Origin of the sequence: Citrobacter freundii complex sp. CFNIH2 (genome assembly GCF_002880615.1) — a bacterium.
In the GTDB taxonomy this organism is placed as follows: domain Bacteria; phylum Pseudomonadota; class Gammaproteobacteria; order Enterobacterales; family Enterobacteriaceae; genus Citrobacter_A; species Citrobacter_A amalonaticus_F.
The window spans coordinates 3,661,171-3,687,273 of record NZ_CP025757.1 but is presented as its reverse complement, the minus strand read 5'-3'; the positions used below and the strand labels follow the sequence as shown (position 1 = coordinate 3,687,273).

Here is a 26,103-nt window from a genome sequence, read left to right as displayed (position 1 = left end):
GGCCCGGTAAGCGTAGCGCCACCGGGCAATTTGTCACTTCATCCGCGCCATAAAATAGGCATCGACGTACTCGCCGTTACGCAGGCCGTATTTTTTGCCGGTACCTTCAATCTCAAATCCATACTTTTGATACACGGCTACGGCGGGGGCGTTATCGACAAACACCGTTAATTCGATGCGCTCAACGCGCAGCCAGTTGTCGCACATGTCGATCATGGTACGCATTAATGCGCTGGCGACCCCGCGGTTTTGCCATTGCGCATCGACACAAATACCAAAATCGGCGACGTGACTGCGACGCGGACGCTGAACGACCGCAATGCACAAATGTCCGACAACGCGATCATCAATGCAGGCGACAAGTTGTTTGATGCCAGGCTGTTCGCCGAGTCGCACCTGCCACATCTCGAGGGAAGGATGAGGAACCTGTAGCGTGTTGTGATACACCTCCGGCTGGGCATGGATCTGACGAATCGCGTCGTAATCTTTAGTTTCAGCGTGGCGTATCACGATCTCACTCATTCCTGATCTCCTTCAGGGTTCATTGAGCCTTTACAGTCGCTGAGATTAAAAATGTCGTCAACCGCATTTTTTTGTAAAAATCGCTGGACAACTGCGAATGAGAATGATTATTATTGCTCTGCGTTCAGGAAGACCCTTGCGGAGAACCTGAAAGCACGACATTGCTCACATTGCTTCCAGTATTACTTTAGCCAGCCGGGTGCTGGCTTTTTTTTTGGTTTTTTTTCAGCCTGGCTTACTTGTCATTTTGTTCACGGGAAGTGCTCGTGCTCCTCACGTACATTAATTACGCTTCGGGCCCTGCGCGCTTGCTGTGAACAAACTGACCGCGACGCCGACGGCCGATCGGTCTGCATTGGCATCCCCTTCTCCAGGGTCGTCCCACATTTTGTCTCTCTCCGCTTTGCGCTATGGTGTAAGTCATCACCTTCTGAAAGGACAGCATCATGACCTTACATTGCGCATTTATTGGATTCGGCAAGAGCGCGACTCGCTACCATCTCCCGTATGTACTTCACCGTAAAGATACCTGGCATGTGGCCCATATCTTTCGCCGTCGTGCGAAGCCGGAAGAGCAGGCGCCTGCCTACTCACACATCCATTTCACCAGCGATCTCGATGACGTGCTCAATGATCCTAAGGTGAAGCTGGTTGTCATCTGTACCCACGCCGACAGCCACTTTGACTATGCGAAACGGGCGCTGGAGGCCGGAAAGAACGTGCTGGTGGAGAAACCATTCACCCCGACAATGATTGAAGCGAAGGTGCTGTTTAAACTGGCGCAGAGCAAAGGGTTGACGGTGACGCCGTATCAGAACCGTCGCTTCGACTCCTGCTTCCTGACCGCCAAAAAGGCGATTGAAAGCGGCAAGCTGGGTGAGATTGTGGAAGTGGAAAGCCACTTCGATTACTACCGCCCGGTCGCGGAAACTCAACCTGGTTTACCGCAGGATGGCGCGTTTTATGGGCTGGGCGTACACACCATGGATCAGGTTATCTCGCTGTTCGGTCGTCCGGACCATGTGGCGTACGATATCCGCAGCCTGCGTAATAAGGCCAATCCGGACGACACCTTTGAAGCGCAACTGTTTTATGGCGATTTAAAGGCCATCGTCAAAACCAGCCATCTGGTGAAAATTGACTATCCGAAGTTTATCGTACACGGCACCAAAGGTTCGTTTATCAAATACGGCATTGACCAGCAGGAAACCAGCCTGAAGGCCAACATCATGCCGGGCGAACCGGGCTTTGCAGCGGATGATTCCGTTGGCGTGCTGGAGTACGTCAACGACGACGGGGTGACGGTGAAAGAAGAGGTCAAACCGGAAACGGGCGACTATGGTCGTGTCTATGACGCGCTGTATGACACTCTCACCACGGGCGCGCCGAATTATGTCAAGGAATCTGACGTTCTGACCAACCTTGAACTCCTCGAACGGGCATTCGAACAGGCTTCTCCGGCCACGATCACCCTTGCCCGATAAGCCGGGTTGACTCCTCTGGACTTGTTCATAATTTTTGAACAGAGGAGTCAATTTTCACCCTCTATGATTGATGATGGATTCGGTCCACACTTACTCCATCGAAAACATCTGGGGGTGAACACAATGATCTACTTACGCAAAGCAAACGACCGTGGCCACGCGAATCATGGCTGGCTGGATTCCTGGCATACCTTCTCTTTTGCTGACTACTACGATCCCAACTTTATGGGCTTCTCGGCACTGCGCGTGATTAACGACGACGTGATTGATGCCGGCCAGGGTTTCGGTACCCACCCACATAAAGACATGGAAATCCTGACCTACGTGCTGGAAGGCGCAGTAGAACACCAGGACAGCATGGGCAATAAAGAGCAGGTGCCGGCAGGTGAATTCCAGATTATGAGCGCGGGGACCGGGATCCGTCACTCTGAGTACAACCCGAGCAAAACGGATCGTCTGCGTCTGTATCAGATCTGGATCATTCCGGAAAAAACCGGCATCACGCCGCGTTACGAGCAGCGCCGTTTCGACGCCGCGCAGGGCAAACAGCTGGTGCTGTCGCCGGACGCTCGCGACGGTTCGCTGAAAGTGTACCAGGATATGGAACTGTATCGTTGGGCGCTGGTGAAAGGCGAACAGTCAGTGCACCAGATTGCCGCTGAACGTCGCGTCTGGATCCAGGTGGTAAAAGGTGAGGTGAGCATTAACGGCACTAAAGCCACCACCAGCGACGGTCTGGCGATTTGGGATGAGCAGGCGCTGTCAATTCATGCTGACAGCGATAGCGAAATCCTGCTGTTTGATCTGCCTCCGGTATAAATAATTACGCAACCTTCCCTTTAAACGGGGAAGGTTGCGCTTTGTCCGTGATAAACTGAGCAAATCTCTCACTTACGATTTCTCAGGACGATGAAGAAGAAAAGACCAGTACTTCAGGATGTAGCTGACCGTGTTGGCGTGACCAAAATGACGGTCAGCCGCTTTTTGCGTAATCCGGAGCAAGTCTCCGTTGCATTGCGGGGCAAGATCGCTGCTGCACTTGATGAACTGGGTTATATTCCCAATCGCGCGCCTGATATCCTCTCCAACGCCACCAGCCGGGCCATTGGCGTTTTGCTGCCGTCGTTAACCAACCAGGTTTTTGCCGAAGTCTTACGCGGTATTGAGACCGTGACGGATGCGCATGGTTATCAAACCATGCTGGCGCACTACGGCTATAAGCCGGAGATGGAACAGGAGCGTCTGGAGTCGATGCTCTCCTGGAACATCGATGGTCTGATCCTGACTGAACGTACCCACACGCCGCGCACGTTGAAAATGATCGAAGTGGCGGGGATTCCGGTGGTTGAACTGATGGACAGTCAGTCGCCCTGCCTCGATATCGCCGTCGGTTTTGACAACTTTGAAGCCGCACGTCAAATGACCGCCGCGATTATTGCACGCGGGCATCGGCATATCGCCTATCTGGGGGCACGTCTCGACGAACGTACTATCATCAAACAGAAGGGTTACGAACAGGCGATGCTGGATGCCGGTCTGTTGCCCTACAGTGTGATGGTGGAGCAGTCTTCTTCTTACTCCTCGGGGATTGAGCTTATCCGTCAGGCGCGTCGCGAATACCCGCAACTGGACGGTATCTTCTGTACTAACGATGACCTGGCAGTGGGCGCGGCCTTTGAATGCCAGCGTTTAGGGTTGAGGATCCCGGACGATATGGCGATTGCCGGTTTCCACGGCCATGATATCGGTCAGGTGATGGAACCGCGTCTGGCCAGCGTGCTGACGCCGCGTGAGCGTATGGGCAGCATTGGCGCAGAACGTCTGCTGGCGCGTATTCGTGGCGAGAGCGTCACGCCAAAAATGTTAGATTTAGGTTTCACCTTGTCACCAGGTGGATCTATTTAACCCGACAAATTTGAAGTAGCTCACACTTATTCACTTCTCGCACGTTTGGATATTGCTTCTGTTTTAGTCAGGCTGGACAATGTTACCGATAACAGTTACCCGTAACAATTCCTGATTCTTGTACTGTGGGGGCACCACTTTGAGCACGACTAACCATGATCACCACATTTACGTTCTGATGGGCGTATCGGGCAGCGGCAAATCCGCTGTCGCCAGCGAAGTGGCGCATCAACTGCATGCCGCGTTTCTTGATGGCGATTTTCTCCATCCGCGTCGCAACATTGAGAAAATGGCCTCCGGTGAGCCGCTCAATGATGACGACCGTAAGCCGTGGTTGCAGGCGCTGAATGACGCCGCGTTTGCGATGCAGCGTACCAACAAGGTTTCGCTGATCGTCTGTTCCGCACTGAAAAAACACTACCGTGACCTGCTGCGTGACGGTAACCCGAACCTCTCTTTCATCTACCTGAAAGGCGATTTCGACGTGATCGAAAGCCGTCTGAAGGCGCGTAAAGGCCATTTCTTCAAAACCCAGATGCTGGTGACGCAGTTTGAAACCCTGCAAGAACCGGGTGCTGACGAAAACGACGTACTGGTGGTGGATATCGATCAGCCACTGGAAGGTGTTGTTGCCAGCACCATCGAGGTCATTAATAAAAGGCAGTAAGTTTTGAGTACATTAACGCTTGTTTTAACAGCAGTAGGCTCTGTTCTGCTGCTGTTGTTTTTAGTGATGAAGGCGCGTATGCACGCCTTCGTTGCTTTGATGGTGGTGTCTATTGGTGCCGGTCTCTTTTCCGGTATGCCGCTCGATAAAATCGCGGCGACAATGGAAAAAGGGATGGGTGGTACGCTTGGCTTCCTGGCGATTGTGGTTGCTCTGGGGGCTATGTTCGGCAAGATTTTGCATGAAACGGGCGCGGTCGATCAGATTGCGGTCAAGATGCTGAAATCCTTCGGCCACAGTCGCGCGCACTATGCGATTGGGCTGGCGGGACTGATTTGTGCGCTGCCGCTGTTCTTTGAAGTGGCAATTGTTCTGCTGATTAGCGTCGCGTTCTCGATGGCGCGTCATACCGGTACGAACCTGGTGAAGTTGGTGATCCCGCTGTTTGCGGGCGTGGCGGCGGCCGCCGCATTTCTGCTGCCGGGGCCTGCGCCAATGCTGCTCGCTTCTCAGATGCACGCCGACTTTGGCTGGATGATTGTGATTGGTCTGTGTGCCGCCATTCCAGGGATGATTATTGCCGGGCCGCTGTGGGGCAATTTTATCAGCCGCTACGTTGAGCTGAATATTCCTGACGATATTACCGAACCGCACCTGGGCGAGGGCAAAATGCCGTCCTTTGGCTTCAGCCTGTCGCTGATCCTGTTGCCGCTGGTGCTGGTGGGGCTGAAAACCATCGCCGCACGCTTTGTACCGGTCGGTTCCACGGCTTACCAGTGGTTTGAATTTGTTGGTCATCCGTTCACCGCGATTCTGGTGGCTTGTCTGGTGGCGATTTACGGCCTGGCGATGCGTCAGGGGATGCCGAAAGATAAGGTCATGGAGATCTGCGGTCACGCGCTGCAACCGGCGGGGATCATCCTGTTGGTGATTGGTGCTGGTGGTGTCTTCAAGCAGGTGCTGGTGGATTCTGGCGTGGGCCCGGCGCTGGGTGAAGCGCTGACCGGGATGGGCTTGCCGATTGCCATTACCTGCTTCGTGCTGGCGGCAGCGGTACGTATCATTCAGGGCTCCGCGACCGTAGCCTGCTTAACGGCGGTGGGGCTGGTGATGCCGGTAATTGAACAACTGAACTTCTCCGGGGCGCAGATGGCGGCGTTGTCTGTCTGTATCGCGGGCGGTTCGATCGTCGTCAGTCACGTGAACGATGCCGGTTTCTGGCTGTTCGGGAAATTCACCGGTGCGACAGAAGCACAAACGCTGAAGACCTGGACGATGATGGAAACCATCCTCGGCACCGTGGGCGCGATGGTGGGGATGGTGGCGTTTTCACTGCTTAGCTGAAAAAAATGTAGGCCGGATAAGCATAGCGCCATCCGGCAATACCGGGCAGATTGCCGGATGGCGGCGTAAACGCCTTATCCGACTTACAGGTGACACAAAGCCGGGCAATCGCCCGGCTTTGTTGTTTTATCCCTTCATCCACATCCGAATACCGTCCAGGAACATCTGGGTCGCCATCATCACCAGAATCAATCCCATCAGGCGTTCCAGCGCGTTCACCCCTTTCTCACCCAGCAGACGCAGAAATAGCGACGACTGCAGCAGAATCACAAACGTACCGCCCCAGGCCAGCAGCAGGGCAATCACCAGGTGCCCCATTTGATTCGGATACTGATGCGATAACAGCATCAGCGTGGCCAGAATCGTTGGACCGGCAACTAACGGGATCGCCAGCGGAACAATAAAAGGTTCTTCGCCTGCCGGAAGACCGGCGCTGTTTCCGGTGGCGCTGGGGAAGATCATCTTGATGGCGATCAGGAACAGGATAATGCCCCCGGATATTGAAACCGTTTCGGCTCGCAAATTCAGAAATGCGAGAATTTTCTCGCCCGCGAAAAGGAAAATCAGCATCAGCAACAGCGCAATGAACAGCTCGCGCACCATGATCGCCCGACGCCGCTTTGGTTCGGTATGTTTCAGTACGGACATGAAAATGGGCAAGTTACCGAGCGGATCCATAATCAGGATCAATAAAACGGCTGCAGAAATGATTTCATTCATAACTCAAATTCCCTGATAATTGCCTCGGACTTTCTGCTCGCTTAAGCAGCGGGATAAGTCGCATTTCTGATGGCATCGCTATCATTGATTAAATTCACTTGCGACTTTGGCTGCTTTTTGTATGGTGAAGGATGAGCCAGTAGGACACTGGTCAGCATACACAGCACACATCTTTGCAGGAAAAAAACGCTATGAAAAATGTTGGTTTTATCGGCTGGCGCGGTATGGTCGGCTCTGTTCTCATGCAACGCATGGTTGAAGAGCGCGACTTCGACGCCATTCGCCCTGTTTTCTTTTCAACTTCCCAGCTTGGGCAGGCTGCGCCGACGTTCGGCGGTACCTCGACCGGCACACTTCAGGACGCCTTTGATCTGGACGCGCTAAAAGCGCTCGATATCATTGTGACCTGTCAGGGCGGCGATTATACCAACGAAATCTATCCAAAGCTTCGTGAAAGCGGATGGCAGGGTTACTGGATTGATGCGGCCTCTTCGCTGCGCATGAAAGATGACGCGATCATTATTCTCGACCCGGTTAACCAGGATGTCATCACCAATGGCCTGAACAACGGGATTAAAACCTTCGTCGGCGGTAACTGTACCGTCAGCCTGATGCTGATGTCGCTGGGCGGTCTGTTTGCCCATGACCTGGTGGACTGGGTGTCGGTCGCGACTTACCAGGCGGCCTCCGGTGGCGGCGCGCGTCATATGCGCGAACTGCTCAACCAGATGGGCCAACTGCATAACTACGTCGCTGATGAACTGGCAACCCCTTCTTCCGCCATTCTCGATATCGAACGCAAAGTCACCCAACTGACCCGTAGCGGCGAACTGCCGGTGGATAACTTTGGCGTCCCGCTGGCAGGAAGCCTGATTCCGTGGATCGACAAACAGCTTGATAACGGCCAGAGCCGCGAAGAGTGGAAAGGCCAGGCGGAAACCAACAAGATCCTCGACACCGCGTCCGTCATCCCGGTAGATGGCCTGTGTGTGCGTGTTGGCGCGCTGCGCTGCCACAGCCAGGCATTCACCATCAAACTGAAAAAAGACGTTTCCATTCCGACCGTGGAAGAACTGCTGGCGGCTCACAATCCGTGGGCGAAAGTGGTGCCAAACGATCGGGATATCACCATGCGTGAGTTAACCCCAGCGGCCGTTACCGGTACGTTGACCACGCCAGTTGGCCGTCTGCGTAAGCTGAATATGGGGCCGGAGTTCCTGTCAGCCTTTACGGTGGGCGACCAGCTGCTATGGGGGGCGGCAGAGCCGCTACGCCGCATGTTGCGCCATCTGGCGTAACAGCGATTGTTATTTCAAGGGGTGCTGAGTCACCCCTTTTTATGCGTAAAAAAGGAGTAAACGCAGATGTATTATCTTTATGCAGGAGTTAATGAAAGTGTTGGCTATTCTTTAAGGGTGTCCTGATCGCGGTATCAGGGCTTTACCTGAAGGTAGGACGGGGCAGAGAGGATGCACAATTGTGCTGCGCCGTTCAGGTCAAAAAAAAGTGTCGCTGACTGATATCAAACATCAGTTGGAGGAGTGACACCAAAAAACAGGATGAAAACCATGTCCGATCGTATCGATAGAGACGTGATTAATGCGCTAATTGCCGGTCATTTTGCGGATCCTTTTTCCGTACTCGGTATGCACCAAACCCCAGCCGGACTTGAAGTCCGCGCGCTTTTACCTGATGCCACTGAAGTGTGGGTGATCGAACCTAAAACCGGGCGCAAAGTCGGCAAACTGGACTGCCTCGACTCACGCGGTTTTTTCAGCGGTGTATTACCTCGTCGTAAAAATCCTTTTCGCTACCAGCTCGCCGTTGTCTGGCACGGCCAGCAAAATCTGATTGATGATCCCTACCGTTTTGGCCCTCTGATTCAGGATATGGATGCCTGGCTGCTGTCGGAAGGCACCCATTTGCGTCCCTATGAAACCCTGGGCGCGCACGCGGACACCATGGATGGCGTCACGGGAACCCGTTTCTCCGTCTGGGCGCCGAACGCCCGTCGTGTTTCAGTTGTCGGACAATTTAACTTCTGGGATGGTCGTCGTCACCCGATGCGTCTGCGCAAAGAAAGCGGCATCTGGGAACTGTTTATCCCCGGCGCACAGCACGGTCAGCTCTACAAATATGAGATGATCGACGCCAACGGTAATCTGCGGGTGAAAGCCGACCCTTACGCCTTTGAAGCGCAGATGCGTCCGGAAACGGCCTCGCTCATTTGCGGTCTGCCCGAAAAAGTGGAACAGACCGAGGCACGCAAAAAAGCGAACCAGTTCGACGCGCCAATCTCCATCTATGAAGTGCATCTGGGCTCGTGGCGTCGCCATACCGACAACAACTTCTGGCTGAGCTACCGCGAACTGGCCGATCAGCTCATCCCATACGTGAAATGGATGGGCTTTACCCATCTCGAACTGCTGCCGGTGAATGAGCATCCGTTTGACGGCAGTTGGGGTTATCAGCCTACCGGTCTTTATGCGCCAACGCGTCGTTTTGGCACGCGCGATGATTTCCGTTATTTCGTGAACGCTGCGCATCAGGCGGGTCTGAACGTGATCCTTGACTGGGTGCCGGGCCACTTTCCGTCGGATGATTTTGCTCTCGCGGAGTTCGATGGCACCAAACTGTACGAGCATAGCGACCCGCGCGAAGGGTATCACCAGGACTGGAACACGCTGATCTATAACTATGGTCGTCGTGAAGTCAGTAACTATCTGGTGGGCAACGCCCTGTACTGGATTGAACGCTTTGGTATTGACGCCCTGCGCGTGGATGCCGTGGCGTCGATGATTTATCGCGATTACAGCCGCAAAGAGGGCGAGTGGATCCCGAATGAATTCGGCGGTCGCGAAAACCTGGAAGCGATTGAGTTTTTACGTAACACCAACCGCATTCTCGGTGAACAGGTGCCGGGGGCGGTGAGCATGGCGGAAGAGTCGACGGATTTCGCCGGCGTCTCTCGTCCCCAGGATATGGGCGGCCTGGGTTTCTGGTACAAGTGGAACCTCGGCTGGATGCACGACACTCTCGATTACATGAAGCTGGATCCGATTTTTCGTCAATATCATCATGATAAGCTGACGTTCGGCATGCTCTACAACTACACCGAAAACTTTGTTCTGCCGCTGTCGCACGATGAAGTGGTGCACGGTAAGAAATCGATTCTCGACCGTATGCCTGGCGATGCGTGGCAAAAATTTGCCAACCTGCGCGCCTATTACGGCTGGATGTGGGCCTTCCCGGGTAAAAAACTGCTGTTTATGGGCAACGAATTCGCTCAGGGGCGTGAGTGGAATCACGATGCCAGCCTCGACTGGCACCTGCTTGAGGGCGGTGACAACTGGCACCACGGCGTGCAGCGCCTGGTGCGCGACCTCAACCTGACCTATCGTCATCACAAAGCGTTGCATGAACTTGACTTTGATTCCTACGGCTTCGAATGGCTGGTGGTGGATGACAACGAACGGTCAGTACTGGCGTTTGTCCGTCGCGATAAGGTCGGGAATGAAATTATCGTCGTCAGTAACTTCACGCCGGTGCCGCGTCACGGTTACCGCTTTGGCGTCAATCAGCCGGGCAAATGGCGTGAAATTCTCAATACCGACTCGATGCACTACCACGGCAGCAATGCCGGGAACGGCGGGGCGGTCCATACCGATGAGATATCCAGCCACGGACGCCCGCAATCCCTGAGTCTGACGCTGCCGCCGCTGTCGACAATCTGGCTGGTTCGGGAGGCGGAATGACGCAACTGGTTGCCGGCAACGCCACACCGCATGGCGCAACGTATGACGGACATGGCGTGAATTTCACGCTCTTTTCCGCCCATGCCGAGCGCGTTGAGCTGTGTGTGTTTGACGCGTCGGGCAATGAGCAGCGCTACGACCTGCCGGCGCGCACCGGCGATGTCTGGCACGGCTATCTGGCCGACGCCCGTCCCGGTCTGCGTTATGGCTACCGTGTACATGGGCCGTGGCAACCAGCGCAGGGTCACTGGTTTAATCCGGCTAAGCTGCTGATTGATCCCTGCGCGCGTCGCGTAGAGGGCGACCTGAAAGATGACCCGCTGATGCATGCGGGTTATGACCAGCCGGATCATCGCGATAACGCTGCCATTGCGCCGAAGTGCGTGGTGACAGCCGATCGCTATGACTGGGAAGACGATGCCCCGCCGCGCACGCCGTGGGGCAATACCGTCATCTATGAAGCGCATGTCAAAGGGTTAACGTACCTGCATCCGGAGATCCCGGAGGAGATTCGCGGCACGTACAACGCGCTTGGTCATCCGGTGATGATCAACTACCTGAAGCATTTGGGGATTACCGCGCTGGAATTGCTGCCCGTCGTGCATTTCGCCAGTGAACCGCGTTTACAACGGCTGGGGTTGTCGAACTATTGGGGCTACAACCCCGTCGCATTGTTTGCGCTGCATCCAGCCTATGCCTGCTCGCCAGAGACGGCGCTGGATGAATTTCGCGATGCCGTTAAGGCGCTGCACAAAGCAGGCATTGAGGTCATTCTCGATATAGTGCTCAACCACAGCGCTGAGCTGGATCTGGACGGTCCGCTCATCTCCCTGCGCGGAATCGACAACCGTAGCTATTATTGGATCAGAGAGGACGGTGATTATCACAACTGGACCGGTTGCGGTAACACGCTCAATCTCAGCCATCCTGGCGTGGTGGAATATGCCCTTGAATGCCTGCGCTACTGGGTTGAAACCTGCCACGTCGATGGGTTTCGTTTTGACCTGGCACCGGTGATGGGGCGCACGCCGGCGTTTCGCCAGGATGCGCCGCTGTTCACCGCCATCAAACAGTGTCCGGTGCTGTCCGGCGTTAAGCTTATCGCTGAACCGTGGGATATCGGGGCCGGTGGGTATCAGGTGGGGAATTTCCCCGCGCCGTTCGCGGAGTGGAACGATCATTTTCGCGATGCGTCACGCCGCTTCTGGCTACAGCGCAATGTGTCGCTCGGCGAGTTTGCCGGGCGCTTTGCGGCCTCCAGCGACGTGTTTAAGCGTGATGGGCGCAGCCCTTCCGCTTCCGTCAATCTGGTCACCGCACATGACGGTTTTACGCTCAGAGACTGCGTTTGTTTCAATCAGAAACACAATGAGGCAAACGGAGAGGAAAATCGGGACGGAACCGACAATAACCATAGCAATAATCATGGTAAAGAAGGATTAGGCGGCACTCTGGAGGTCGTCGAACGTCGCCGCGACAGCATTCATGCGTTGCTGACGACGCTTTTACTTTCTCAGGGAACGCCCATGTTGCTGGCCGGTGATGAACACGGACACAGTCAGCATGGCAACAACAACGCCTACTGCCAGGACAATGCATTGACCTGGCTGGACTGGTCGCAGGCGAGCGGGGGATTAATCGATTTTACCGCCGCATTAATCAAACTGCGCCAGCAAATCCCGGCGCTGGTGGGAGACCATTGGTGGGAAGAGGGCGATGGCAACGTGCGCTGGCTTAATCGCTACGCACAACCACTGAGTGCGGATGAATGGCAATACGGGTCAATGCAGATGCAAATCCTGCTGTCGGACCGTTTTCTTATTGCCATTAATGCCGCGCTTGATACCGCTGAAATTGTTTTACCTGAAGGGGAATGGCGCGCTGTTCCCCCGTTTGCCGGAGAGGATAATCCGGTAATTACGGCTGTCTGGCCGGGACCTGCGCACGGACTGTGTGTGTTCCAGAGATGATCAAAAAGGAGTTAGTCATGGTGAGTTTAGATAAGAATGACCGTTTAATGTTGGCGCGCCAGTTGCCGTTGAAATCGGTTGCCCTGATTCTGGCGGGAGGACGAGGCACTCGTCTGAAGGATTTAACCAACAAACGTGCAAAACCGGCCGTTCACTTTGGTGGTAAGTTTCGTATTATCGATTTTGCGTTATCCAACTGTATTAACTCCGGGATCCGCCGTATTGGCGTCATCACGCAATATCAGTCTCACACTCTGGTACAGCATATTCAGCGTGGTTGGTCATTCTTCAGCGAGGAGATGAACGAGTTCGTCGATTTGCTGCCTGCCCAGCAAAGAATGCAGGGCGAAAACTGGTATCGCGGCACGGCAGACGCGGTGACGCAAAACCTCGATATCATCCGTCGCTATAAAGCGGAATATGTGGTGATCCTGGCGGGTGACCATATCTATAAGCAAGATTATTCGCGCATGCTGATCGACCACGTCGAGAAAGGCGCGCGCTGCACCGTGGCCTGTATGCCGGTGCCTATCGAAGAGGCCAGCGCGTTTGGCGTGATGGCGGTCGATGAAAACGAGAAGATCATTGAGTTCGTTGAAAAACCGGCGAACCCACCCGCGATGCCAGGCGATGCCACAAAATCCCTCGCCAGCATGGGGATCTACATTTTTGATGCCGATTACCTCTATGAGTTGCTGGAAAAGGATGACGGCGACGACGGCTCAAGTCATGACTTCGGCAAAGATATCATTCCGACAGTCACCAAAGCTGGCATGGCTTATGCACATCCCTTCCCGTTGTCCTGCGTTCAGTCGGATCCAGAGTCTGAGCCGTACTGGCGTGATGTCGGAACGCTGGAAGCGTACTGGAAAGCGAACCTCGATCTGGCATCCGTGACTCCGGAGCTGGATATGTACGATCAGAACTGGCCGATTCGCACCCACATGGAATCGTTGCCGCCAGCGAAATTTGTGCAGGACCGTTCGGGTAGTCACGGCATGACGCTGAACTCGCTGGTTTCCGGCGGTTGTATTATTTCGGGTTCAGTGGTGGTGCAGTCCGTTCTGTTCCCGCGCGTGCGGGTGAATTCATTCTGTAATATTGATTCGGCAGTGTTGTTACCTGAAGTCTGGGTTGGCCGCTCATGTCGCTTGCGCCGCTGCATTATCGATCGCGCCTGCGTTATCCCTGAAGGCATGGTGATTGGCGAAAATGCGGAAGAAGATGCCCGTCGCTTCTACCGTTCTGAGGAAGGCATTGTGCTGGTGACGCGCGAAATGCTGCGCAAACTGCAGGTCAAACAGGAGTGAGAATGCAGGTTTTACATGTATGTTCGGAGATGTTTCCCCTGTTGAAAACAGGGGGGCTGGCAGATGTGATTGGCGCGTTGCCGGCAGCGCAAATCGCGGATGGTGTGGATGCCCGCGTTCTGCTGCCCGCGTTTCCCGACATTCGTCGAGGCATCACGGATGCGCAAGTGGTCACCCGCCGCGACACGTTCGCGGGCAGGATTAGCCTGCTGTTTGGTCATTACAACGGTGTGGGGATTTACCTGATTGATGCCCCGCATCTCTACGATCGTCCAGGGAGTCCGTATCACGATACGAACCTGTTTGCCTACACCGATAACGTGCTGCGTTTTGCACTGCTGGGATGGGTAGGATGTGAAATGGCCTGTGGGCTTGATCCATTCTGGCGCCCGGATGTGGTGCATGCGCACGACTGGCATGCTGGCCTGGCGCCTGCGTATCTGGCCGCGCGCGGACGTCCGGCGAAATCGGTGTTTACTGTGCACAACCTGGCGTATCAGGGCATGTTTTATGCACAACACATGAATGACATCCAACTGCCATGGTCGTTCTTTAACATGCATGGTCTGGAGTTTAACGGTCAGATTTCATTCCTGAAGGCCGGTCTGTACTACGCCGACCATATCACGGCGGTCAGCCCAACCTACGCGCGGGAGATCACCGAGCCGCAGTTTGCCTACGGTATGGAAGGGCTGCTGCAACAGCGCCATCGTGAAGGGCGTCTTTCTGGTGTTCTGAATGGGGTGGATGAGAAAATCTGGAGCCCGGAGACGGATCTGTTGCTGGCGTCGCGCTATACGCGTGATTCGCTGGAAGAGAAGGCGGAAAACAAGCGCCAGTTGCAGATCGCGATGGGACTGAAGGTGAATGATAAGGTTCCGCTGTTTGCCGTCGTCAGTCGCCTGACCAGCCAGAAAGGGCTGGACCTGGTGCTGGAGGCGCTGCCGGGTCTGCTGGAGCAGGGTGGACAACTGGCGCTGCTGGGGGCGGGCGATCCGGTGTTGCAGGAAGGCTTTCTTGCCGCCGCCGCCGAATATCCCGGCCAGGTCGGCGTGCAGATTGGCTATCACGAAGCGTTTTCGCACCGCATCATGGGCGGCGCGGACGTCATTCTGGTGCCGAGCCGCTTTGAGCCGTGTGGATTAACGCAGCTCTACGGGCTGAAGTACGGCACGCTGCCGCTGGTACGACGTACCGGTGGACTGGCAGATACGGTGTCCGACAGTTCGCTGGAAAACCTTGCCGATGGCATCGCCAGCGGGTTTGTGTTTGAGGACAGCAACGCCTGGTCCCTGCTGCGGGCTATCCGGCGCGCTTTCGTGCTGTGGTCTCGACCTTCGCTCTGGCGGTTTGTGCAACGGCAAGCGATGGCGATGGATTTTAGCTGGCAAGTCGCGGCGAAGTCATACCGCGAGCTTTACTATCGCTTGAAATAGATATTCAGGAATCATCATTATGAATGCTCCATTTACCTATGCATCGCCGACGCTGAGTGTAGAAGCGCTTAAGCACTCTATCGCTTACAAGCTGATGTTCACGATTGGTAAAGACCCGGTTATTGCCAATAAGCATGAATGGCTGAACGCGACGCTGTTTGCGGTGCGCGATCGTCTTGTGGAGCGCTGGCTGCGTTCTAACCGTGCCCAACTGTCACAGGAAACCCGCCAGGTTTATTACCTGTCGATGGAGTTTCTGATTGGACGTACCCTTTCCAATGCGCTGTTATCGTTGGGGATTTACGACGATGTCCAGGGCGCGCTGGAGGCGATGGGCTTAGATCTTGAAGAACTCATCGATGAAGAAAACGACCCAGGTCTCGGTAACGGCGGTCTCGGGCGGCTGGCTGCCTGTTTCCTGGATTCACTGGCAACCTTAGGGCTGCCGGGGCGCGGCTATGGTATCCGCTACGACTACGGGATGTTCAAGCAGAACATCGTCGATGGGCGACAGAAAGAGTCTCCCGATTACTGGCTGGAATACGGTAACCCGTGGGAATTTAAACGCCATAACACGCGTTACAAAGTCCGTTTTGGCGGGCGTATTCAGCAGGAAGGCAAGAAAACGCGCTGGATTGAAACCGAAGAGATCCTCGCGGTTGCGTACGATCAGATTATCCCCGGTTATGATACTGACGCCACCAATACGCTGCGTTTGTGGAATGCGCAGGCCAGCAGCGAAATCAACCTCGGTAAATTCAATCAGGGCGATTACTTCGCCGCCGTGGAAGATAAAAACCACTCCGAGAACGTGTCGCGCGTGCTGTATCCGGATGACTCCACCTACTCCGGGCGCGAACTGCGTCTGCGTCAGGAGTATTTCCTGGTCTCCTCGACGGTGCAGGATATCCTGAGCCGTCACTATCAGTTGCACAAAACCTACGACAACCTCGCGGATAAGATTGCCATTCACCTGAATGACACGCACCCGGTGCTGTCGATCCCGGAGCTGATGCGCCTGCTGATCGATGAACATCAGTTCACTTGGGACGACGCGTTTGAAGTGTGCTGCCAGGTCTTTTCCTACACGAACCACACGCTGATGAGCGAAGCGCTGGAAACCTGGCCGGTGGATATGCTGGGTAAAATCCTGCCGCGCCACCTGCAGATCATCTTTGAAATTAACGACTACTTCCTGAAAACGTTGCAGGAGCAGTATCCGAACGATACCGGTCTGCTGGGACGCGCGTCGATCATTGACGAGTCCAACGGTCGCCGCGTACGTATGGCGTGGCTGGCGGTCGTCGTGAGTCATAAGGTGAATGGCGTTTCCGAATTGCACTCTAACCTGATGGTTCAGTCGCTGTTCGCGGATTTTGCGACCATTTTCCCGACCCGTTTCTGCAACGTGACGAATGGTGTGACGCCGCGTCGCTGGTTGGCGCTGGCGAACCCGTCGCTTTCCGGTGTTCTGGATGAGAATATTGGTCGCACATGGCGTACCGATCTGAGCCAACTGCATGAACTCGAACAGCACTGCGATTTCCCGCTGGTCAATCATGCGGTACGTCAGGCGAAGCTGGAAAACAAAAAGCGGCTGGCAAACTATATCGCGCAGCAACTCAATGTGGTGGTGAATCCGAAAGCGCTGTTTGATGTCCAGATCAAGCGCATTCATGAGTACAAGCGTCAGTTAATGAATGTGCTGCACGTGATTACGCGCTACAACCGCATCAAGGCCAATCCGGATGCGCAGTGGGTACCGCGGGTGAATATTTTTGCCGGTAAGGCCGCATCGGCCTATTACATGGCGAAGCACATCATTCACTTGATTAATGACGTTGCGAAGGTTATCAATAACGATCCGCAGATTGGCGATAAGCTGAAGATCGTGTTTATCCCCAACTACAGCGTGAGCCTGGCGCAGCTGATCATTCCGGCGGCGGATCTGTCTGAGCAGATTTCGCTGGCAGGGACGGAAGCCTCCGGCACCAGTAACATGAAGTTCGCACTCAACGGCGCGTTGACTATCGGTACGCTGGACGGGGCGAACGTGGAGATGCTGGAACACGTTGGCGAAGAGAACATCTTTATTTTTGGTAACACGGCGGAAGAGGTCGAAGAACTGCGCAGGCAGGGCTATAAACCGCGTGAATATTACGATAAAGATGAGGAACTGCATCAGGTGCTGACACAAATCGGCAGCGGCATGTTCAGTCCGGAAGAGCCTGGGCGTTATCGTGATCTGGTGGATTCACTGATCAACTTCGGCGATCACTATCAGGTGCTGGCGGACTATCGCAGCTATGTCGATTGTCAGGACAAGGTGGATGAGTTGTATGGCCGTCCGGAAGAGTGGACCGCCAAAGCGATGCTCAATATCGCCAACATGGGCTACTTCTCCTCTGACAGGACCATCAAGGAGTATGCTGACCACATCTGGCATATTGATCCGGTGCGGTTGTAAGTCGTCATGTTAAAAAAGGAGCCTTCGGGCTCCTTTTTTGTGCGCGGTGATTGTGCATTGATATGGAATAACAACCGTCTGCTGGTGTATAGTGTCCGAGGAATTAATTATAATTAATTGATAAAGTTATGAAAAAAATCACAACATCGATTCCCGCCCTCGACAAAATTATGCGCGTCTTCGCTTATCTGATGGAATGCGATGGCGCGACGTTCACGCAAATTCATCAAAATTCGGGAATCGCAAAAAGCAGTACCTCCTCTTTACTGACGGGCATGGTTGCGCATGGCTTATTGCGTCAGGAAAAAGACAAATATTATCTGGGGCTACGTCTCTACGAATTAGGGAATAAAGCCGCAGAACAGTACGATATTAAAAAAATAGCGCTGCCCGTCCTGGAAGAAATTCGCAATGCGACGGGTTTAACCTGTCATCTTGGCGTGCTTGAAGGAGACTCTCCTATTTATCTTCTCAAGCTGGAAAGCCCACAGGCAATTGTGATCCGCAGTTGGGAGGGCAAGCGCCTTTCGCTGCATAGTTCGGGTCTGGGGAAAGTGCTGATTGCCTGGCTTAATCCGGAAGAGCTGGATGAGCTGCTGCCGCCCGATCAGGTTCTGACGCGCTATACCGAAACGACGATTACCGATGTGAATATCCTGAAGCAGGAATTGGCCGGGATCCGTCAGCGCGGCTGGGGCTATGATAACGAAGAAGATTCTTTAGGCGTCCGTTGCATCGCTGTGCCCATATTTAATGCCGAAGGGAAGGTAGTGGCGGCCTTGAGCGTGTCGGGCGTTGCGTTCCAGATCCCGGATGATAAACGAGAAGCGCTTGCCATGCAGATGATGGATGCCAGTCGTCGTCTGTCGTCGATGTTGCGCTAGTCTTTTCGCTGCACAAAGAAAAGGCGGGCGCTAAGCCCGCTGATGAGGGTTACAACCCGGCGCGCTGTAAAACCTTTTTCAGGCTGGCGATATGCGCCTCGCTTGCCGGTTGCACTGGCGGCATAACCTCAACCGGGATATCAATGCCGCTGAGTTGGATGGCTTTTTTGATGATCCCGAAGAAAGGCGTATCCAGACTGTAAATGGTTGATAACGCAGACAGTCGGCGTTGCAGGCGAAACAGCGTCTCATACTCTTTTTCGCACCAGGCACGATAAATTCCACAGGTTAACTGCGGAGCAAAGTTAGCGGTCGCAGGGATACCGCCATTTCCCCCCATGATCAACGTGTCCATCATATATTCATCGTAACCCGAGAAAATAACAAAGTCAGGGCGAACCGGTCGTACAGTATTGATGATTTCGCGAATATGGCTAATGTTATCCACGGTATCTTTTATACCGATGATATTGGGAATGTCATGTGCCAGCCGGGTAATTAAATCAATGCTGAGATCCTGGCCGGTAAGCGCCGGAAAGTTATAGAGAATAACCGGTGTTTTGATACTTTCGGCGACAGTTTTGAAATGGTGATAAATATAATCATCGGTCAGCCGCGCATAATAAGGATTGAGGACCAGTACGGCATCGACTTCCAGACTGTCAGCATGTCGACCGTAATCAATGACGTCTTGCGTGCTGGTACTGCTGATCCCTAACAGCACGGGAATTCGATGATTGATATGTTGAACGCAAAATTCAGCGGCTTCCAGACGCTGCTCTTTTGTCATATGGCAGAACTCACCGCCGCTGCCAAGCAATAATACACCGTTAACCTCGTTCGCAATAAGATGGTCAAGTAAGGTCGCCATCCCTTTCTTATCTAATTTCCCCTGGGCATTAACAATGGTCGGAACAGGCGGAAAGACACCGTTGAATTTTTCTGTTTGCATAATGAGTTTATCCTTAAAAGCAGGTGGGCTGGCGATAATGCCGCCCACCAGGGACGTTATTTAATCCAGGCTCCCGCCATTAATGAGGTTGCGTTGGTCGTAAATTGCTTAAAGACGCCGCGTCGGTTTGAATAATCCGGTTTTGTCCAGTTTGTCCGACGGCGTTCAAGACAGTGCTGAATTTCTTCTTCTGTTTTGTACTCCCCGTGAATGCCAACAATGTTGAGCTTGCGCCCTTTGACGTCCATTTCGATGAGGTCGCCATCTTCGACAAGCGCAATGGGACCGCCATCAGCGGCTTCCGGTGAAACATGGCCGACACAAGGGCCGCTGGTCGCGCCGGAGAAACGACCATCGGTAATCAGGGCGACTTTGCCATCAAGACGTTTGTCGTAAACAATTGCGTCTGTGGTCATGAGCATTTCCGGTGCTCCCGATCCTTTAGCCCCTTCGTAGCGGATAAAAATGACATCACCCGGTTCGATGTGGTTATGAATAATGGCTTGCTGGGCATCCTCTTCCGAATTGAAGACGCGCGCAGGGCCGATATGGTGGTGCATATCTGGCGCGCAGGCGGCATATTTAATGACTGCGCCTTCTGGTGCGATATTGCCTTTTAACACGGCAATCGACCCTTTCTTGGTGGCGTTTTCTGGTTTACGAATCACCTCTTCCGAACTGACCCGGTAATTACTCAGATAACCGTGGTTGCGGGTAAAGAAACCGGACTGATGGAGCATCTCCAGGTTTTCACCCAGCGTCCGGCCAGTCACCGTCAGGACATCCAGATCCAGATAGTCGCGGAGATACCATTGCACCATCGGCACGCCGCCCGCGAACCACATCATTTCTGTCACATACTGACCACTGGGTTGAATATTGGTGAGGTAAGGGATCTCATTGTTTATCTGGTCAAACAGTTCAGGTTTCAGTTCCCAACCCAGCTCATGGGCGATTGCCGGGAGATGGATCATGGCATTGGTACTGCCGCCGATGGCGGCATGGACCTTAATGGCGTTTTCAAACGCGGCAGGCGTGAGAATCTTATGCGTCGTGATATTTTTCTCTGCCAGATATAGCGCCTGATGACCGGCGCTCCGAGCGATGCGACGAATTTCCGCCAGTGTGGAGGGCAGTAACGCGCTTCCCGGTAAGGCAAGGCCCAGCGCTTCAGACATGCACTGCATCGTGCTGGCGGTGCCCATAAACTGGCAAGCGCCTGCCGTCGGACAACCGCACTGCTGCATGGCCTCCACCTGCTGGATGCCGATCTCGCCTTTCTTGAGTTTGGCGGTAATGCCACCGAGATCGGACGTGCTCATATTCGGCGCCGGACGCATAGAGCCGCCGGGGATATGCAGCATCGGTAGATTCAGGCGTGCAGCGGCGATCAGATGCGCCGGGATCGATTTATCACAACTGGAGATCAAGATACCGGCATCGTATGGCACGACGGAGGCATGAATTTCGACCATGTTCGCGATAGCCTCGCGGGAGGCTAAGATATAGTTCATCCCGTCATGACCCTGACCCCAGCCATCACAAATATCGGTCACGTGGTGACGAACGGCACGACCGCCGCTTTCGTGAATGCCTAAGACGGCTTCATCACCCAGATGATTAAGATGAAAGCTGCCGGGATGACTTTCGCCGTAGCAATCATCCACCAGAACCTGCAGTTTATTGACATCTTCTTTGGTGTAATTCATCCCCAGACGCAGGGCGTCCAGTTGTGACCACAGGTCACGGGCGTGTTGGCATTTCTGACTCATTTGGCGATTCCTTCTTGTTTGAGCGACGTCTCAGGCGCCGATGCATGATGAGAGTGGCTACTGCCTGCAGGACGGGCAGTAACCGAAGGTAAACTGAACAGCAGCGCGACGGCGATGAGGAGTGCGGCTACCAGCACCGTCATCCCCGCCGTTTGTGAGAACGTGACGGTTAACAAGCCCACCAGATAAGGGCCAATAAAGCCGCCGATGTTGCCTAATGCGTTGATGGTGCCGCGTACGCCGCCCAGCACGTTGGGAGCGAAGAGTAATGGCGGTAATGTCCAGAACGGCCCCGCATAGGCTTGCAGGAAGAAGCCGCAGATGACCATCATGCCGTATGCCAGCCAGACGTTATCTTTCAACAGCAGGGAGAGTGCGAGACAGGCGGCAAAGCCCAGCAACGGAATTGCCGTGTAGAGGCGGCGATTCATGGTTTTGTCGCACCATTTGGCAATGTAGTACTGACCGACGATGCACAAAATGTACGGTGCCGCCGTCAGCAAGCCGACGATAGTCATTCCGCTGCCGGTCAGGTGTTTAATCAGGTTTGGCATCCAGAGCGCGAAGCCGTAGAAACCGACCTGCACGAAGAAATAGATCCCGATCAGCTTCCATAAGTTAATGCTGCGCAGAACATTGCGGATGCTGTTTGTCTCACCCCCGATCGTCAGTGCGCGATCGGCCTGCAGTTTTTGTTCGATCCAGGCGCGCTCTTTAGGATCCAGCCATTTGGCCTGGTGAGGATGGTCAGAAACCAAAGGCAACCAGACGAACAGCAGGCCGAGAGAAAGTAAGCCTTCGATGATGAACATTTCTCGCCAGCCATAGGTTTCGATCAGCCAGCCGGAAAGCGGCCCGGTGATGATTGAGGCCACGGCAAGGTTCATCTGGAAATAGGCAATCGCTCTTGCGCGCTCTTCATTGGGAAACCAGTGACCAATCAGCGCGAGGATAGCGGGATAGACCGCACCCTCCGCGACGCCAAGGATAAAGCGGATAATCAGCAACTGGGTTGGTGTCTGGACAAAACCGGTCAGCAGCGCGAAGCCGCCCCATGCGACGATGGTCCAGGCGATTAATTTCTTGGCGCTGAATCGTTCTGCAATTTGACCACCGGGGATTTGCAAAAAGATATAACCAATAAAGAAAATACCGGCGACCAGACCAGCAAACGAGGCGGTCATCCCCAGGTCTTCTTCCATCCCTCCCGCAATCCCAATCGCGATGTTCGTCCTGTCCATGTAAGCCACGATATAAACGAGGATGGTGGCTGGAATGATATGTAGCCAGCGTCCTCGCGTAGTCGGTTTATCGAGTTCAATGCTCATTAGTGCATCCCTTAATAGTAGAGGTAACTTGTTCTGTATATAGAACTATTGTTCTGTATACAAATACTATGAGGGGATAAATTTTGAGCGTCAATTCCATATTGTCAGCAAGGTTATGTTTTGTGATTTGCTTCATATCCTGCTGCAAAAACCGCAGAATCACGTTTCCTTGCTAAAAGCAGGCCAGTTTTCCGGGGAAGCATCAAAAGTGTGTCACTCTTCACAGTATGACGCTTTCTACTGATTTGTGAGTTGTGTACGTCGAGGATCTTGCAATAAATTCCCCATATAGAATCTATGTTCTGTATATTGAACTTTACTGGTAAGGAGAATTTGAATGGTCACAACGGCAATATTTCCGTCTCGCTATGTTCAGGGAAAGGGCGCATTGACAACGCATCTGCCTCAGGAACTCGCCTCTTTAGGGCATAAAGCGCTTATTTTACAAGATCCTGTGGTTTACGAGAGATATCAGGATACGCTCGCGTCGGCACTTCACGGCGTGCTTGATTTTGAAATTGAGGTTTTCAATAGCGAATGCAGTGATGAAGAGATCGCCAGAATTTCTGCGCGTGCGCAGCAAGTCGGGGCGGATGTTATTGTGGGTATGGGCGGTGGAAAAACGTTAGACACCGCCAAAGCGACAGGGGCAAGCTTGCGTCTTCCTATTGCCGTCGTTCCCACGCTTGCCTCAACAGATGCCCCCTGCAGCTCATTAGTCGTCATCTATACACAGGAAGGTCAATTCAAACGCTATCTGATGATCCCCCGTAATCCCACGTTGGTGTTGGTGGACAGCGCCATTATTGCCGCCGCGCCAGTGCGTTTCTTAATCTCCGGAATGGGGGATGCGTTGGCGACATGGTTTGAAGCCGAGGATTGTCGGATAAAAGGGGCCGGGAATATGACATCCCGTCCAGGCCCTATGACGGCTTTTGAGCTGGCCCGTTTCTGTTACAACACATTGATTCGCTACGGTCGTATGGCAAAGCTGGCCTGTGAGCAGCACCAGGTTACGCCAGCGCTGGAACATGTGATTGAAGCCAATACGCTGTTATCCGGGCTCGGTTTTGAAAGTGGAGGGCTGGCGGCAGCGCATGCTATTCATAATGGTTTAACCGTACTTCCCGCAACACATCAGTACTGGCACGGTGAAAAAGTGGCCTTTGGTACGTTGGCAATGCTGGTGTTAACCGACAGGGCGCCTGAACTTGTCGAAGAGGTCTATCAGTTCTGTGAGGACGTGGGGCTACCGATAACGCTGGCAGATATTGGTCTGGCTGACGTCAACGATAATGAGCTACTGGCAGTGGCACAGGCAGCCTGTCAGGTGGGAGAAACGATGCATAATGAACCCTGCGAAATTACGCCTGAAGCGGTACTTGCTGCATTACGAACTGCAGATGCGCTTGGACAAGCGCGGAAACGGAAAATGAAGTCACTCTGAAAGTAATAAAACGCCCGGTAGCGCGTGTCTATCGGGCGTAATATTATTTAAGACGCCAGTGAAAGCTGATGTTTCTCGACGTACTCCGCCAGCCACTGGGTCATGCGGGACTGCTGTTCGGCGTTGAGCCACATGCCTTCTTTCGTACGACGCCATAGCGCATCGTCCGCGCGGCGAACCCATTCGTGGTCCACCAGATATTTCAGCTCTGCTTCGTAGAATTCATGGCCGAAGTCTTCGCCCAGGTCAGCGATCGTCGTGGCTTCACCCAGAATCCACTCCGTGTTGCTGCCGTAGGTGCGCGAATAGTGGCGCGCCAGCGATTCTGTCAGGAACGGATAGCGACGGCGCAGTTTCGCCGCGTAGTCTTCGCGATCGCCACCGATTTCACCGCCTGGCAGCACGCAGTCTTTGGTCCATGCCGGGCCAATGCCCTGATAGTACGACGACAGTTTCTCCATCGCGTGCTCGGCGAGCTTACGGTAGGTGGTTAACTTACCGCCGAAGACAGAAAGCAGCGGCGCTTTACCGTTTTCATCATGAATATCCAGCGTGTAATCGCGGGTGATGGCCTGCGGTGAATCCGACTCGTCGTCACACAGCGGACGCACACCAGAATAGGTCCAGACGATATCGTTGCGACCAAGCTGTTTCTTGAAGTGCGCGTTGTACACTTTCAGCAGGTAATTGATTTCGCTTTCGTCGATTTTTACCGCTTTTGGGTCGCCTTTGTATTCGACGTCGGTGGTGCCGATGATTGAGAATTCATCCATCCACGGAATAACAAACACAATGCGTTTATCTTCGTTTTGCAGGATATAAGCCTGTTTCTGGGTATGGACGCGCGGCACCACGATGTGGCTGCCTTTGATCAGGCGAATACCGTATGGCGAAGGCAGATGCATGCCTTCGTCGAAAAATTCTTTTACCCACGGACCCGTGGCGTTGACCAGCCCACGCGCCTGCCAGGTGAATGTCTTACCGGTATCGATATCTTCGGCTTCGACGATCCACAGACCGTTTTCGCGACGCGCAGAGGTTGCGCGAGTACGGGTTAGCACTTCCCCCCCTTTACGCACCACCATCTGGGCATTGGCCAGTACCAGACGCGCATCGTCTACCCAGCAATCGGAATATTCGAAACCGCGCACAATTTCCGGTTTCAGTACAGACTCTGCGCCAAAACGCAAACCGGCAGAACCCGGCAGGCTGGTGCGTTTGCCCAAATGATCGTACATAAACAGACCAATGCGAATCATCCATGCCGGACGCAGGTGCGGGCGATGCGGCAGACGAAAGCGCATCGGGAAAGCGATATGCGGTGCCATTTTCAGCAGCACTTCGCGTTCAGCCAGCGCTTCGCTCACCAGCCGGAATTCGTAGTGTTCCAGGTAGCGCAAGCCACCGTGGATGAGTTTAGAACTGGCAGAGGAGGTCGCACACGCAAGATCTTGCGCTTCCAGCATCAGCACGGATAAACCGCGTCCAGCGGCATCTGCCGCGATACCGGCACCGTTGATGCCTCCCCCTATCACAATCAGATCTTTGGTTTCCATGCTGCCCTCTTGCACTTTCGTTATAGCTCATAAATGTTCGTTATCGAGCATAATAGCAAAGAAACGTGTCATTGGTAACATCGAATAAACAATTTACAGTGATACATATAACATTATGGCGTTTCACTCCCATGGGGACGTACACTAACGGGTAAAATGCCGAAAACGTTTCACCTGCACGATATAAAGAAGAGAATGTATGGATCAGTTTGAATGTATTAATGTTGAAGAAGCGCACCAGAAGCTGCATCAGGGCGCGGCGGTACTGGTGGATATCCGCGATCCACAAAGTTTTGCGATGGGTCATGCTCCCCAGGCATTTCACCTGACGAACGACACGCTGGGCTCGTTTATGCGCGATCATGATTTCGATACGGCGGTTATGGTCATGTGCTACCACGGCAACAGCAGCAAAGGCGCGGCGCAATATTTGCTCCAGCAAGGCTATGACGCGGTCTACAGCGTAGACGGCGGATTTGACGCCTGGCATCGCCATTTCCCTGCAGAAGTGACATACGGTTCGTCTTTGTAGCCAACAAAGATGCAGCTTGAAATAAGAAGGGTATATATACTGTCCTCTTTTG

The 26,103-nt window shown here is 53.8% G+C and carries 21 protein-coding genes; 14 read left to right on the top strand and 7 right to left on the bottom strand.

Going from position 1 to position 26,103, the window contains the following annotated elements; all coding sequences use genetic code 11:
- Positions 1-33: 33 nt before the first annotated feature.
- The gene (gene yhhY / locus WM46_RS18070; RefSeq protein ID WP_102602957.1) at positions 34-522 is read right to left on the bottom strand and encodes an N-acetyltransferase; all 489 of its coding nucleotides are present in this window, start codon (positions 520-522) and stop codon (positions 34-36) included.
- A 446-nt stretch (positions 523-968) separates the two neighbouring features.
- Here yhhY and WM46_RS18065 point away from each other — a divergent pair, with 446 nt between their 5' ends.
- The 5 genes from WM46_RS18065 to gntU all read left to right on the top strand — a co-directional run bounded on the left by WM46_RS18065 (position 969) and on the right by gntU (position 5,922).
- Positions 969-2,006, top strand: a complete 1,038-nt coding sequence (locus tag WM46_RS18065; RefSeq protein ID WP_102602956.1) for an oxidoreductase — start codon at positions 969-971, stop codon at positions 2,004-2,006.
- 123 nt (positions 2,007-2,129) lie between these two features.
- Positions 2,130-2,825 (top strand): pirin family protein, encoded by a 696-nt coding sequence (locus WM46_RS18060; RefSeq protein WP_044253806.1) that lies wholly within the window; start codon positions 2,130-2,132, stop codon positions 2,823-2,825.
- A 90-nt stretch (positions 2,826-2,915) separates the two neighbouring features.
- Complete coding sequence (gntR, locus tag WM46_RS18055; RefSeq protein WP_042998462.1) at positions 2,916-3,911, top strand: gluconate operon transcriptional repressor GntR; 996 nt, start codon at positions 2,916-2,918, stop codon at positions 3,909-3,911.
- A 139-nt stretch (positions 3,912-4,050) separates the two neighbouring features.
- On the top strand, positions 4,051-4,578 hold the full coding sequence (gene gntK / locus WM46_RS18050) for a gluconokinase (protein WP_042322982.1): 528 nt from the start codon (positions 4,051-4,053) through the stop codon (positions 4,576-4,578).
- Between the two features lie 3 nt (positions 4,579-4,581).
- Positions 4,582-5,922 carry a gluconate transporter gene (gene gntU, locus WM46_RS18045; protein ID WP_102602955.1) on the top strand — a complete coding sequence of 447 codons (1,341 nt, stop codon included), beginning with the start codon at positions 4,582-4,584 and terminating at the stop codon, positions 5,920-5,922.
- Here gntU and WM46_RS26415 read toward each other — a convergent pair.
- Both WM46_RS26415 and yhgN read right to left on the bottom strand, forming a co-directional pair.
- Positions 5,915-6,064 carry a hypothetical protein gene (locus WM46_RS26415; RefSeq protein ID WP_187394399.1) on the bottom strand — a complete coding sequence of 50 codons (150 nt, stop codon included), beginning with the start codon at positions 6,062-6,064 and terminating at the stop codon, positions 5,915-5,917. The genes gntU and WM46_RS26415 overlap by 8 nt on opposite strands.
- Positions 6,049-6,642 (bottom strand): NAAT family transporter YhgN, encoded by a 594-nt coding sequence (yhgN, locus tag WM46_RS18040; protein WP_042998459.1) that lies wholly within the window; start codon positions 6,640-6,642, stop codon positions 6,049-6,051. Before yhgN ends, WM46_RS26415 begins: the two co-directional genes overlap by 16 nt.
- Before the next feature lie 191 nt (positions 6,643-6,833).
- Here yhgN and asd point away from each other — a divergent pair, with 191 nt between their 5' ends.
- The 7 genes from asd (at position 6,834) to WM46_RS18005 (ending at position 18,464) form a co-directional block, all read left to right on the top strand.
- Complete coding sequence (gene asd, locus WM46_RS18035; RefSeq protein ID WP_102602954.1) at positions 6,834-7,940, top strand: aspartate-semialdehyde dehydrogenase; 1,107 nt, start codon at positions 6,834-6,836, stop codon at positions 7,938-7,940.
- 270 nt (positions 7,941-8,210) lie between these two features.
- The gene (glgB, locus tag WM46_RS18030; RefSeq protein WP_061076057.1) at positions 8,211-10,397 is read left to right on the top strand and encodes a 1,4-alpha-glucan branching enzyme; all 2,187 of its coding nucleotides are present in this window, start codon (positions 8,211-8,213) and stop codon (positions 10,395-10,397) included.
- Positions 10,394-12,367, top strand: a complete 1,974-nt coding sequence (glgX, locus tag WM46_RS18025; RefSeq protein ID WP_061076058.1) for a glycogen debranching protein GlgX — start codon at positions 10,394-10,396, stop codon at positions 12,365-12,367. The genes glgB and glgX overlap by 4 nt, the downstream gene beginning before the upstream one ends.
- A 17-nt stretch (positions 12,368-12,384) precedes the next feature.
- Positions 12,385-13,677, top strand: a complete 1,293-nt coding sequence (glgC, locus tag WM46_RS18020) for a glucose-1-phosphate adenylyltransferase (protein WP_061076059.1) — start codon at positions 12,385-12,387, stop codon at positions 13,675-13,677.
- A gap of 2 nt (positions 13,678-13,679) precedes the next feature.
- Positions 13,680-15,113 carry a glycogen synthase GlgA gene (glgA, locus tag WM46_RS18015; RefSeq protein WP_061076060.1) on the top strand — a complete coding sequence of 478 codons (1,434 nt, stop codon included), beginning with the start codon at positions 13,680-13,682 and terminating at the stop codon, positions 15,111-15,113.
- Positions 15,114-15,132: 19 nt separating this feature from the next.
- A complete protein-coding gene (gene glgP, locus WM46_RS18010; RefSeq protein WP_061076061.1) occupies positions 15,133-17,580 on the top strand; it encodes a glycogen phosphorylase in 2,448 nt (815 codons plus the stop codon).
- 128 nt (positions 17,581-17,708) lie between these two features.
- Entirely contained in the window at positions 17,709-18,464 is a 756-nt protein-coding gene (locus WM46_RS18005; RefSeq protein WP_061076062.1) for an IclR family transcriptional regulator, read from the top strand.
- A 49-nt stretch (positions 18,465-18,513) separates the two neighbouring features.
- On the opposite strand, the gene WM46_RS18000 is transcribed toward WM46_RS18005, so the two are convergent.
- Genes WM46_RS18000 through WM46_RS17990 form a run of 3 tightly spaced genes read right to left on the bottom strand, consistent with a single transcriptional unit; the run spans position 18,514 to position 22,516 of the window.
- Positions 18,514-19,419, bottom strand: coding sequence for a dihydrodipicolinate synthase family protein (locus WM46_RS18000; protein WP_061077962.1), 906 nt, complete (start codon positions 19,417-19,419; stop codon positions 18,514-18,516).
- A 53-nt stretch (positions 19,420-19,472) separates the two neighbouring features.
- Complete coding sequence (gene ilvD / locus WM46_RS17995) at positions 19,473-21,188, bottom strand: dihydroxy-acid dehydratase (protein ID WP_102602953.1); 1,716 nt, start codon at positions 21,186-21,188, stop codon at positions 19,473-19,475.
- The gene (locus WM46_RS17990) at positions 21,185-22,516 is read right to left on the bottom strand and encodes an MFS transporter (protein WP_102602952.1); all 1,332 of its coding nucleotides are present in this window, start codon (positions 22,514-22,516) and stop codon (positions 21,185-21,187) included. Before WM46_RS17990 ends, ilvD begins: the two co-directional genes overlap by 4 nt.
- Before the next feature lie 337 nt (positions 22,517-22,853).
- Between WM46_RS17990 and WM46_RS17985 the strand changes: the two genes are divergently transcribed.
- Positions 22,854-23,963: a glycerol dehydrogenase gene (locus tag WM46_RS17985; protein WP_102602951.1), complete on the top strand. Its 1,110-nt coding sequence runs from the start codon at positions 22,854-22,856 to the stop codon at positions 23,961-23,963.
- 47 nt (positions 23,964-24,010) lie between these two features.
- On the opposite strand, the gene glpD is transcribed toward WM46_RS17985, so the two are convergent.
- Positions 24,011-25,519 carry a glycerol-3-phosphate dehydrogenase gene (glpD, locus tag WM46_RS17980; RefSeq protein WP_102602950.1) on the bottom strand — a complete coding sequence of 503 codons (1,509 nt, stop codon included), beginning with the start codon at positions 25,517-25,519 and terminating at the stop codon, positions 24,011-24,013.
- Between the two features lie 199 nt (positions 25,520-25,718).
- Here glpD and glpE point away from each other — a divergent pair, with 199 nt between their 5' ends.
- On the top strand, positions 25,719-26,051 hold the full coding sequence (gene glpE / locus WM46_RS17975; RefSeq protein WP_102602949.1) for a thiosulfate sulfurtransferase GlpE: 333 nt from the start codon (positions 25,719-25,721) through the stop codon (positions 26,049-26,051).
- The last annotated feature ends 52 nt before the right edge of the window (positions 26,052-26,103 follow it).